This is a genomic window from Flavobacterium branchiarum, assembly GCF_030409845.1.
In the GTDB taxonomy this organism is placed as follows: Bacteria; Bacteroidota; Bacteroidia; order Flavobacteriales; family Flavobacteriaceae; genus Flavobacterium; species Flavobacterium branchiarum.
This window is the reverse complement of sequence record NZ_JAUFQQ010000003.1, coordinates 2,224,371-2,236,608: the sequence shown is the minus strand read 5'-3', so window position 1 is coordinate 2,236,608 and position 12,238 is coordinate 2,224,371. Positions and strand designations below refer to the sequence as shown.

Annotated in this window: 7 protein-coding genes; 5 read left to right on the top strand and 2 right to left on the bottom strand. The window is 30.7% G+C overall.

Annotated features, from left to right (window positions below):
- Nucleotides 1-45 precede the first annotated feature (45 nt).
- Entirely contained in the window at nucleotides 46-546 is a 501-nt protein-coding gene (locus QWY99_RS10405) for a phage tail-like protein (RefSeq protein WP_290264594.1), read from the top strand.
- Nucleotides 547-657: 111 nt separating this feature from the next.
- On the opposite strand, the gene QWY99_RS10400 is transcribed toward QWY99_RS10405, so the two are convergent.
- Nucleotides 658-1,518, bottom strand: coding sequence for an outer membrane beta-barrel protein (locus QWY99_RS10400; protein WP_290264591.1), 861 nt, complete (start codon nucleotides 1,516-1,518; stop codon nucleotides 658-660).
- A gap of 45 nt (nucleotides 1,519-1,563) precedes the next feature.
- Entirely contained in the window at nucleotides 1,564-6,045 is a 4,482-nt protein-coding gene (locus QWY99_RS10395) for a BspA family leucine-rich repeat surface protein (RefSeq protein ID WP_290264589.1), read from the bottom strand.
- A 702-nt stretch (nucleotides 6,046-6,747) separates the two neighbouring features.
- Between QWY99_RS10395 and QWY99_RS10390 the strand changes: the two genes are divergently transcribed.
- The 4 genes from QWY99_RS10390 to QWY99_RS10375 all read left to right on the top strand — a co-directional run bounded on the left by QWY99_RS10390 (nucleotide 6,748) and on the right by QWY99_RS10375 (nucleotide 11,664).
- A complete protein-coding gene (locus QWY99_RS10390) occupies nucleotides 6,748-7,341 on the top strand; it encodes an HD domain-containing protein (RefSeq protein WP_290264587.1) in 594 nt (197 codons plus the stop codon).
- A gap of 584 nt (nucleotides 7,342-7,925) precedes the next feature.
- A complete protein-coding gene (locus QWY99_RS10385) occupies nucleotides 7,926-8,273 on the top strand; it encodes a hypothetical protein (RefSeq protein WP_290264584.1) in 348 nt (115 codons plus the stop codon).
- Between the two features lie 431 nt (nucleotides 8,274-8,704).
- Nucleotides 8,705-10,180, top strand: a complete 1,476-nt coding sequence (locus QWY99_RS10380) for a tetratricopeptide repeat protein (RefSeq protein WP_290264582.1) — start codon at nucleotides 8,705-8,707, stop codon at nucleotides 10,178-10,180.
- Nucleotides 10,181-10,212: 32 nt separating this feature from the next.
- Entirely contained in the window at nucleotides 10,213-11,664 is a 1,452-nt protein-coding gene (locus QWY99_RS10375; protein ID WP_290264580.1) for a tetratricopeptide repeat protein, read from the top strand.
- Nucleotides 11,665-12,238 lie beyond the last annotated feature (574 nt).

Below are 12,238 nucleotides of genomic sequence, written 5' to 3'. Positions count from 1 at the left end.
TTGTAATAGGTGTTTTTAAAACTAGTACTAAATAAACTCATAAAAATGAAAAAGATATTATATATAATTTTGGTTATAGGATTAACAGCTAATGCGCAGATGGCAATAGGAAAGTTTAGTATCGAAGGCTCGGGAATAATAGATTTTGGTGCAGATGGAGTTTCTGGTATTGTTTTGCCTTGGATAACTACAATACCTACAGGAAATGGTTTAACATCAGGAATGCTTATTTATGATGCCAATCAAAAAAAAGTAATGTATTACAATGGTACCGCTTGGAGCGATTTATCTATAAATACTGGTACGGTAAATTTAACCGAACAGACTGCAATTCCTGAAAATGGCACAGGAACTATTATTGGAGCTTTAAACAGTACCGTAAAAGGGATACTTGTATTAGAAACAACAGATAAAGCTTTAATACTACCTAAGGTTAGTTCTCCACATTTAAATATTATTAAACCTATGGCAGGTACTATTTGTTATGACACAATCAAAAAAATAATGTGTGTTTATAATGGTAGCGAATGGACATTTTGGAAATAAAAGTGGAGTTACGTTTTTATTCATTTTAATCCTCGGTATTTTAATCTCGAGGGATTTTGGTGTAAACATACTTAATCTTTTAAAGAGTTTAAAAAACGAAATGCGAAGTTATTATATTCTAAAACTCCAATTTAGCTTAATGCCAAAAGAGAATAAGTTGTACTTACTTAAATAAGGCGCTCCTTTACTATCAGAAGCATTCAATAAAGAATTGAGTATTGGTTCCTCAGGATTGTTTGTATTGTAAACTATAGGATTTTGATTGCCATTACTTTGTTTCAGGTCATTTAAACCGTAATTCATATAAAGTCCAACATAAAGATTGCTTTTAGCAGTCATTTGTAATTTAATTCCTGATTCGGCGGTAAGCATAAACTGAGTCTTTACATCTAAATCTTGCTTTCGGGAATTAAAATCAGACCAAGTTCCAAAACCAATAAAAGTTGGGTCATATAGCTCCACATTCCATTGCGGATAATAACCACTAGTGGTAAGTTTATCAATAGAAGTTTCATAATTGGCAGAAAGATTAAAACCAACTTTCATACCTACATTAGCATACCAACTCGCAGGTCCAGCAGTTTCAAATTGAATATTTAATGGAATGGCTAGATAATGCATATTTTGATTTTCAGAAAAAGCAGTTGCAGTATATCTATATTCAAAAGAATCTCCTTCTAAATCCACAGTATTGTATCTGTCAGATAAAGAAGCTAGGTACATATTGGTTTTGTAATATTGATATTCTAGCCCAGAGCCCAAACTCCATTTAGGATTGAGGTAATATCTGTAACCAACTCCCACTTGGTAACCATTTTCAGTATTTGCTTTTCCTATTGCAGGTTCATCAAGCTGTTTACTGAGGACGCCAACGGCAGAAATTGATAATTGATGTGGGCTTTCTTTTGAGTTTTCTTGTGCACTAGCCACAAAAGCAATTACTAAGAATAAGCAACTATATATCTGTTTCATAATTTCATTTTTATTTCTTTAAAACTGTCGATTGACTACCAATAATTAGTGTACTAAAAACTTTAAGGCTTTAACCGTTCTACCAGTATCAAATCGGAGTACATAAACAGCAGGTGTTAATCCTGAAGGTATGATTATTTCAGTACTATTTTGATTAGATGGTTTTTCTAATATCAATCTTCCAGTTAAATCATAGATACTAATTTTAAGATCTTTTAATTCCTCAGTAGGGAAATCACTTATTACTTTTAGTACAGTGCCACTATAAACTGGATTTGGAACTAATTTAAGCGAATAACTTCTTTTTTGAGAAATTTCAATTTCACAAGTTGTTAGCCATATACCCATTTTTGTTTTGACACGAACCGTGTAAACCGATTTTGAGCCCAAATGATCCGATGAATTATCTCCTGCTGAATAGTATTGCTCCGTTGAAATTAAGGTGCCGTTTTTATACCATTCGTAAGCTACAAACTCAAACCCACCATTAGTTTGTGGATTGTTATTTACTAAAAGGACATTATCAAATTTAGAAACTACAATGTCTTCAAAGTCAAATCTTTTCTCGATGATAATTTCATAGTCCCTAGTAGATCCATCGGGAGCTGTTACAATTATTTTTTGGCGGTATATTCCCGGGCGAGGGGTTTGAATAGTAAAGGTTAGTCCTGGAGAAACCTGATTACCTATTTCTGTTTTAACTTGAATATTTACTATGTCTGTATTGTCATTACAATCAATTAAATAATGCAGTTCGCTGTCAGGATTTTTATAAACACGGTTATTGATGATAATCTCACGAATGGAATTGTCTGAACTGGTAATGATTAATTCTTGTTCTACTGTTTCGGCAGGGTTATAATTTTGATTTCCATCCTGATGAGCAGTAATCAATATAGAGCCAGGAGCCAATAATTGAACCAATCCTGCAGGAGTAACAGTAGCAGCCGGGTTTGGAGTACTGTAACTATAGGTATAATACACGTTTTCACCAGATGATGCAGTCGCATTTAATTGGAAAGTAGAACCGTTGGAAAAGTTTTTTACAGGAATAGGATCAAATGTAATGAACTGATTTGCTTTGTCAATAATTAAAGTTGCAGTCAATTCTAAATCATTATAATTGGCTAATGTTACTAAAGCAGTTACTTGATAAGTTCCAGCTTGTGTTTGGTTATTATTGGTATAAACGACGGTAGCACCAGTTGGAAGACCACTTACAGCAAGCGAATGTGACATGCCATCGTAAGTAAAGTTAGCTCCGTTAAATACGATTCCCGTTAAATCAGCTTTTTGGATAACCAAACTAATCGTTTTAGAAACGGCTAAGTAATTGGTTGTTTCGGCTGCAGAAATCTCAATAGGATAGGTACCCGAATCGATATAACCTTGTTGAGGCATATAAACTAAAACCCCTTCAGGATTATTCAGACTAGCAGCCGCATTTTTTACAGTGCCATCGTAAACATAGGTCTGTAAGTCATCGGCAGTGATAATAGCAACAGCTTTATCAATAATTAAAGTTGCCGTCAATTCTAAATCATTATAGTTTGCTAATGAAATTAAAGCAGTTACTTGATAAGTTCCTGTTTGAGTTTGGTTATTATTGGTATAAACCACGGTCGCACCAGTTGGAAGATCACTTACAGCAAGCGAATGTGACGTACCATCATAGGTAAAGTTAGCTCCGTTAAATACGATTCCCGTTAAATCAGCTTTTTCGATGACCAGACTAATCGTTTTAGAAACGGCTAAGTAATTAGCTGTTTCAGCTGTAGAAGCCTCAACAGGATAAGTACCTGCATTGATATAACCTTGTTGAGGTGTATAAACTAAAATCCCTTCAGGATTATTCAGACTAGCAACCGCATTTTTTACTGTGCCATCGTAAACATACGTCTGTATGTCATCGGCAGTGATAATAGCCACCGCTTTATCAATAATCAAAGTTGCCGTCAATTCTAAATCATTATAGTTTGCTAATGAAATTAAAGCAGTCACTTCGTAAGTACCTGCTTGGGTTTGGTTGTTATTAGTGTAAACTACTGTAGCACCAGTTGGGAGACCACTTACAGCAAGCGAATGTGGCGTACCATCATAAGTAAAATTAGCTCCGTTAAATATAATTCCCATTAAATCGGCTTTTTCGATAACCAAACTAATCGTTTTAGAAACAGCTAAGTAATCTGTTGTTTCTGCGGCTGAAATCTCAATAGGATAGGTTCCAGCATCAATATAGCCTTGTTGAGGTGTATAAACTAAAAGGCCTTCAGGATTATTCAGACTAGCAACAGCATTTTTTACAGTGCCATCGTAAACATACGTCTGTATGTCATCGGCAGTGATAATAGCCACCGCTTTATCAATAATTAAAGTTGCAGTTAACTCTAAATCATTATAATTGGGCAATGAAATTAAAACAGTTACTTCGTAAGTACCTGCTTCAATTTTGGAATTGTTGGTGTAAATTACTGTTGCGCCTGTTGGTATGTCTGTTGCTAAAAGCGAATGTGACATTCCATCATAAATAAAATGAGCTCCCTCAAAGTCAACCCCAGTCAAATCAGCTTTAAGAATGGTTAATGTTGCCTGTAATTCAATTGGATCACAATTTATTTCAGTAGGAGGTGGGGTTATCGTTGCCGTAACAGGGTAGGTTCCTGCATTTATGGCACTATTTCCACTTACAGTTTCTGTTGGTAGGATAATGGTATAACTTACAGTTGCTCCTGTTGGAAGATTAGCTACTGCAATAGATTGTTCAGTACCATTATAAGTAACAGTAACATCATCAAAAGTAACTTGCCCAAGAGCAGATGGTTTTACAATAACAGTTTGTGTTTGCGAACTTGTATTATTGTTATTGTCTACATAATTCCATGTTATAGTATATGTCCCTGTAGTAGTGTATTCAAGCGGATCGTTTGTTGTGGCATTAACAGTTCCTGTACAAGGATCTGTGGCAACAGGGACAGGAATATCTGAAATTTTTACAGCACATTCCATTTCTATATTTGGTAAGTTAGCTATACTTGGCACAGGAGCTACATCGTCTATTACTGTAACAATAAAAGTTTTTTCGTAGCTACCATTATAACCATCTGTTGTGCGTATACGAATGTTGTAAGTACTGTTACACATCGTCGATGTATTGTTGGCTCTTAGTATTGTGCCAGAAATGTTAAAGCTGGCATTGTCATTGTCATCAATTCCGGTCACTAAACTATAAGTATGCGTATCGCCAACATCGGCATCGGTTGAGCTAAGCGTACCTACTGTTGCATTAAGACCTGCGCTTTGGTTTATAGAATTGTTGCTAAGACTAATATCTGAAGGATTATTGTTTGTACAATCTTTACTATCTCTAGTAATAGACCAGCCGTAGTTGTTAATAATTGATTGACGGGCAGTTTCGCTATTACAATAATGAAGCCCTAAAGCTCCTAAACTAACATTTGTCTTAAGAGTTTGTGTTGCCCAACCTGCTAAAGTTTTGTCATAGTTAGCAGTAGATAGTGCCGCGTCATCTAGCATAACATTCATAAAAGATACAGCGCTTACATTCCAATTACCTAGGTTTTGATTGAAACTTATAGCCTCATTAAACATCAGCCCCATATTGGTAACTTGCGAAACATTCCAATTGCTAATGTTTTGATTAAATGCACCAGCTCCAAAGAACATTCCGTACATACTTGTTACTTTAGAAACGTCCCAACTGCTAATATCTTGATTAAATGCCAGAGCATAAGAAAATAAGGCATGCATATCAGTTACTTTAGAGACATTCCAGTTATTAAGACTTTGATTAAAGGCAAAAGCGGCATTAAATAAACTAGCTATATTGGTTACATTAGAAACATCCCAATTATTAACAGGACTATTAAATGAACTTGCAGCAAACATTGAGCTCATATCTGTAACTTGGCTTAGATTAGGTCTGTCAGTAGCGGTGACATTTAAGTTCGAAGCACCATAAAAAGCGCTTTGCATACTTCTCCAGACTATAGTTCCCCATTGTTCAACGCTTAGGATTTTATCTCTATCGGCGTAATTGTTTATGTAAAACTGAGGAAAATCACCATTAATTTCAACCTTGTAAGTTCCAGCAGAAGGAAAGGTAATTATTTGGTCTCCTGTACTATTTGTAATTGTATTTTGATTGCTAGGATTACCTACTTCAGACCAATAGATGTTATAATTATAACCTGATCCACTAGTAGGAATAGTGATTGTTAAATCACCAGCCTTAACTTCCCAAGTAGTAATGAAATTTCCGGTATCTCCCGGAATGATTGGATCTATAGAAACAATTTTATTTTTAGATCCTGTAATAGGAATAGCAGTTTTTATCGAAGTTTTTTTATTTATAAAATCAGTATCTAATCCTGAATTATAAGATGTATTCTCAAAAGCTAGGGAAGGAGGTGATGATTTTAAAAAAGAATTATCAATATTATATATTCGCGCTTGAATTATTCCAATGCACATTAAACACATTAATACTAGTGAGTAGTTGTATTTCATTTTGTGGTTTTTATATGCTTTTATAAGTACTTTTAATCAGTATTTTTTGTGGCATTTTAAAAGCATTGGTTTTTTAAATTCTTCAGTAGTTTTAATACGGTAATGGCGTATAATGGATGTAGAATTTATACTCTAAATTAATGAATATTAATGAATTCAAATATTTTTTTTGTTTTTTTTTTATTGCAATTGTAAACTTATAAGAATCTACATCAAGTACGCATAGAAATAGTTAACTTTATATGTATATACTTGTTCAATGTGAATGTTTTTTTTGAATTATTAATCTGAACAAAATATCGGAATAAGCATATTCGCAATTTTTTTATAATAAACAGTAGGTACATTTAATCATATCCTATTTTTTTTCAGTAATTTTTTATTAAACCGATTTGTATTCCGTAATTTTACATATCATATAATTGTAAAAAAAAATAAGATTAAATTTTTTTTGAAACATTCAGAACTGACGATAAGCTCCCGTCGTTGAGGTTAGTACAAGAAAATATGAATAAGCCCTAATACTACCAAATTGACTTTTTAGAACCAGACTGTAAATCTCTTATCAAATCGCAAGTAAGATAGAGGTGTTATGTAAGTATATCTAGCTACAAAAGTTACCCTTTCGTCGATAACAAGCTAATTTATACCAATAAGAGAAAATTAAAATAGCATTGTGAATAATTAAATAAAATACAAAATATGTTATCTGAGAGATTACTAAAACAAATTGATTTTATTAAAGAGATTGATAAAATAAAATACATTCAAAGAAAAACAAAACTGTTTAACAGTGACAGAAGCGAAAATGATGCAGAACATAGCTGGCACTTAGCTGTAATGGCTATCGTATTAGCTGAACATTCAGATGCTGAAATTGATGTTTTAAAAGTCGTCAAAATGGTTCTGATACATGATATTGTAGAAATTGATGCAGGAGATACTTTTATTTATGACACCAAAAAAAGTCATTCTAATACAGATGAAGAACGTTTAGCAGCTAATAGGATTTTTGGTTTATTACCAAGGGAACAGGCAAAAGAGTTTATTGAAGTTTGGGAAGAATTTGAAGCGGGTGAATCTAATGAAGCAAAATTTGCCAAAGCAATGGACAGATTAGAACCACTATTGCAAAACACTTCTAATAATGGAGGAACTTGGAATGAATTTGGGGTGAACTATGCAAAAGTTTATGAGAAAAAAAATGTGATTAAAGAGGGATCAAACAGTATATGGAATTATGCCGAAAAACTAATTGATGAAAGTGTTGATAGAGGAATTTTAAAGAAAGAATAATTAGTAAATGTCCACATGATTTTGATTTTTGTTATTATTAAATAGCAGATTAGTTTTTATTGGATTTATAACCTAATTGTTGTCAAAAAAAATATTGAATTATTTTTTCTTAACGTTGATTATCAGAATCGCTTAATTGTTTTTCAGGTGAAATTTACTGTTATAGTAAACTTAAAAATAATTTTGTTTTCTATTTTGAATGTTAATTAAGACATAAAAAACTTTATTCTAGGCCTTTTGAGTAGATATGCGTAGGTAGTTTTAGCTTGTTATAGTTGGTATTAAGCTAGTTTTGCAGCGATTTTTAGTTTCATTTAGTGTACTGTTAAAACTTCGACTGTTGATAATTTATAATGATCTTTTTTTTATTTATAATCATAAAACAGCTTGAATAAAATGAAATTAAATATCGGATAGCGAAAGAGCCTAATAAATTATTAGTTAACTCTTAAAACAGGATTTATGCGTATTGTTTTTTAACATGTAGTATTTAAAAAAGAAGAGCTAAAGTTGTTGGATGAGGTTTGATAAGGGAAACGTGATATAAAATGTATAACTGGAGAGCAGTTAAAAAAAGCACAGTTATGGAAAAGAAAAATAGAGTATTAATATATGACAGTCAAAATTGTTTTTCAAGATTTTTGAAATACGAATTTAAAGAGCATTTTTCATTCGATGTATATAAGAATTTTAAAAATTTTGATGATGCATTAGATAGTTATACTTTTATGTTATTTGTTATTCACTCAGATCAAGAATTAATTGATTTGTTACGAATATACAAAAGGGGAGTACCGTTGATAGTTTCTACACTAAATCAGGATATTAAATTAAAGTTAGATAAAATAGAGGATATCTTATTATTTGACCAATCCAAAATCAAATCAGAAATGAGAGTAGAGTTGCGATTCTTTTTTAATATTGTTTCTTAAAACAACATTGCTCTAATAGTGTATTTTGGGTGCTAGTAAAGTATATATCCTTAGCATGATGGATCTTAAATGATAAAACTGTTTTCTTATAATTTCTGAATACATACGTTTTTTTGAAAGGCATTTTTTCATAAAAAAAAAACAAACATAATGTTAATGTGGAATGTTATTAATTATATTTGTGGAAATAATTTTTGATATATCTCATCCTCCCATACTATGAGATTGTGTGTTTTTAGATTATAATTTTTGTGAAATAGAGAGATAACCCAATATATTTTTTGCAAGTTTTTATTTTCAGTCTATAAGGTCAAAATGATATTAGTATTTCTCCCGTTAATGAATTAAGATGTGATTAAAGGATGATAAAGTCAACTTTTAACTTCATGTTCTTGTCTTACTATAAACTAATTTTAATAAAATATAAATTTATGAGAGGAGTATTGCTTTTCATTTTATTGTGTTCATATAATATCTGTATTTCTCAAAATAATATCAAAATAATTGATAGTTTGCTGAATTCTGCCATGGGTATAGAAAATGAATCCCCCCTCAAATCTCAATTAGAAGCGATTAAAGTTATCTCTTTGGCTAAAGAAATCGATTATAAAAATGGAGTTATACAAGCGGAACTTTTTTTGAGTGAAAGCTATATAAGGGGTAAAGACAATAAATTAGCATTATATTATGCAACAGAAGCAGATAAGCTAATAGCAACAAATATAGAATCATCATTTTTAAAATCTAAAGCATTACGTTTAAGAGGAATAAGTCTTGCTAGACTTGGTTTTTATGATCCAGCTACTAAAATATTAAAGCAATCTATCATTTATGGAGAAAAAATTAAAGACGCGAATGATAGAAATAGAAATTTAGGCTTTATTTATGCAAATATTGCAATGAATAAGGAAGATAATGAAATAAATAAAGATTCAGTAGGATACTATTATAGGAAAAGTTTTTTCTTTTTTGACAATATAGATGATGAAAACCCGCATAAGAATAGATCTATGGCTTTTGCGAATGTTTTTTTAGGATCTTTTTATCTCAAAAAAGGAGATTTCGACAAGGCAGAACCCTATTTTAAAAACGCAACACAACTCTCTAAAGAACTTAAATTAGACTTTATAGCAATTGAATCAATTTCCGGTTTAGGATCTATAAACTTTTATAGAGGGAATTTTTATAATGCAAAAATGTATTTTCAAGAAGCGCTACTACTAGCTAAAGAAAATAAAAGAATTTTTTACATTAATGATCTTTATTATAATTTATCTAGAATTTACAGTATTCTAAAAGATCAAGATAGTACAAAATATTATAGAAATAAATATGTGATACTTAACGATAGTCTTTCTAAAATTCATAAGGATGCAATATATACTTCACTAAGATTTTATTTAGAAGATAAAGATGAAGCGATGCTAACCGACGTAGAGTTAATAATTGCATTATTATCTTTACTTATTATAATAATAGTTATCACTTTTGTTTACATTAAAAAATATAGAAAGAGATTTGTGATAGTAAAAGAAGAAAGTAATGTTATTGATAATCAGTTAAAAATTAAAGAGGAACTGATAGAAAAAATCAAAAGCCAAAATGTAAACCCAAAATTAGAAGGAACGGATTTAAAACAACTTGCGATAGAAGGTAGTCCGTTGTTTTTTGCAAAATTTAAAGAAATACACCCAGAGTATATAGATGAGGTTATTAAAATTAATCCCACAATAGTTTCGAGTGAATTAAAGTTTTGTGCATTAATAAAATTAGGTTTTTCTACTAATGAAATTGCCACTTACACAAAAAGTACTATTCGAGCTGTACAGTCTAAAAGATATAGACTTCGAAAAAAACTAAACGTTCCCCCTGAAGAGGACTTATATGATTGGTTAGCAAATATTTAATTTATAAATAATATATGGGTAAAAGACTTTTTTTGCAAATACTAATTCTATTTGTGGTAGTAACTGGTTATAGTCAGCAGTATACTGAAAAACAAATTGATAGTATGCTTAGTGATATAAAAAAAATGGGGGACAGTATCCCTAACAAAGCTATAGAAAACAGTTTAAAAAGTTATAAATATTCTGAAATTCTAGATTATAAGAAAGGAATGGCATTAAGTGCAATGCTTGCTGGAAAAAATTTGTACGATACAAATCAGTATGATAGGTCGTTAGAGCAGGCTACAAAATCAGAAGAATTTGCTTTATTAATAAATGATTATGAGCTACTCTCTGAAGCATATAGATTAAAAGGAATTAGTTACGTAGGCTTAGGACTTTATAAACAAGGATTTTCGGAATTTAAAAAAGGATTAGGGGTTACTCCACAAATTTCCAACACTGATGTTGCTTTACGACAAAAAGGATTGCTTTATAATGACATTGCAGTTGGATATGACAGAAGTACTGGAGTAATAGATTCTATAAAAAAATATTATGTATTAGGTTATAATCAATTTAATAAAATTGAAAATACTAAATTTAAGAATATTAATTTGTCTTTAGCTAGTGCTAATGTAGGTGCTTGTTATCTAGCATTAAAACAATACGATAGCGCAAGAGTTTATTTAGTAAATGCTTCTAAACTGGCAGAAAAAGAAAATTATAATTCGGTTAAATTGTATGTCTATATTGATCTAGGTAACTTAGAATTTAAAAAAGACAACTTTGCAGAAGCTTTAAAATATTATCAAGAAGCACTTTTTTTTGCAAAAAAGCTTAAAAAAAGAGAATTACAGCGGGATATTTATTTGAATCTTTCACAGACATATGAGAAACTTAAGAATAAAACAAAGGAAGAACTATACTCCGAAAAATATTTTTCTCTTAACGATAGTCTACAAAAAAATCAGCAGAAAGCAGTAATCGCAACCGTAAAAGAACTTATTGAAGACGAATACTCAACTATTGAAAAAATTAGAAAGACAGGTGTTGTAGCCCTTGTTTTAAGTGCCGTACTTACAGCTCTTTTTCTCTTTTTTGCAATACGTTTATACAAAAACAAAAAAAAGGAAAAAGTAAAAATTGCTAAAAAGAAGCAAAGGCTACAAAATAAAAAAGATATACTTGAAAAAGTAATACTTATAAACAGTACATCTTTAGATGAAGTTTTAAAACTAGCAAAAAATAATGATCCGATGTTCTTATCTAAGTTTGAAGCTACTCATCCAGATTTTTATAACAGAATACTCCAAGAAGCTCCTACTATATCAAAAATGGAATTAATAGTATGTGCTTTTTTAAAACTTGGATTTGCAGTTAAAGATATTGCTTTGTATACTGATGTTACTGTTAGATCTGTTGAAGCAAGAATTTATAGAATTAGAAAAAAAGCTAATCTTACTGAGAAAAATGATATTGGTATTTGGATTGCTGATTTATAAGGTTTAGTTTAGTTTAAATAAAATAATAATAATATAAAGGTATCCTTATCGTAGCAATAGGGATACTTTTTTTTTGCTCATTTTTCTCAAACTCATACTTACTCATTATTGTTACTACAATTTACAAATTAACACCTACTCGTTTGCTACTTACTATTGTTTTAACCACTTCAATTAGTGTTGTATTTATGCGTGTTTTTATTTTAAAACACTGGTTAGTAGGTGTTTGTGTTTTTTTTGTCGCTTGCGTAGATAAGTGTAGTTAGTTAGTCTGTTTTTTAGGAATAAAATGCTTCAATTTGCTAAAGTTAAGATGTTTGATTAAATTATTTTATGTTTTTGACCAATTCATAGACTAGTTTGTAGTAGGTACATTATTGATAAAATTAAAAATGAATATAACATATATGGACATATGTTGTATTGGTATTTATATTTTTAGATTACCTGAAGTTATTGTTAATGTTTGTTTAGTGTTAACAAAAAAAAAGGGGGTGGAGCTTTGATTAGCTGTTCTTCCCCCCTTTTTTAAACATCAATTTTTAGATATTAATGATTATACTCGATTTTTAAG